Origin of the sequence: Alkalibacterium indicireducens (assembly GCF_039522005.1) — a bacterium.
Classification (GTDB): domain Bacteria; phylum Bacillota; class Bacilli; order Lactobacillales; family Carnobacteriaceae_A; genus Alkalibacterium; species Alkalibacterium indicireducens.
On sequence record NZ_BAAADA010000217.1, the window covers coordinates 1 to 614 of the forward strand.

The following is a 614-nucleotide window of genomic DNA, read 5'->3' on the forward strand; positions in this document are numbered from 1 at the left end:
ATGAGTATTTCAACCGACGGTTGTGAAGATGCAGATAAATTACTACAGAAGTTTGAAAAGTATATTAAGGATCATTACCCTAATCATCGCACGCAAAATTTTTATATTAAAATTATGTCAAAATTTAATGATTCTTATTTAGTGGCTAGCGAGAATATAGACAAGGCATTATCTCACTATTACTATTCAGTAACCAAAACAATCCCCTATCAAAAACCAAAAACGGATTATCTGAGATCTAAGGCTAGGGTAATCTTAGTTTTTAAAGATGTTATACAAGGCATCTCCCCACAGAAAAAATATTTTTCAGACCATCTATATTCAGTTCATAATAATTATATAACTCCATTATCAGACTATGAAAATTGGCTACAAACCATTGGGAACAATCCAACTAGTATTAGCACACGTCGACAAAGAATCAGGGTATTTATCAAGTTTCTAGAGCAAAATGACTGTTTCTCTCTAAATAAAATAAATTATGATATTATTTTGAGTTTTATGTCTTACTTGTTAAATCATTACTCAATTCAAGGCCGTTCAAATATACTCTATACTTTAAAACATTTCCTTACATGCCCGATCATTTACAAACAACTTTCCATTGAACCTCT

Annotated in this window: 1 protein-coding gene; it reads left to right on the forward strand. The window is 30.6% G+C overall.

Annotation, left to right across the window (positions count from 1 at the left end; genetic code table 11):
* A partial coding sequence (locus ABFX15_RS12010) for a hypothetical protein (RefSeq protein WP_346025632.1) occupies nucleotides 1-614 on the forward strand: 614 nt, incomplete at both ends.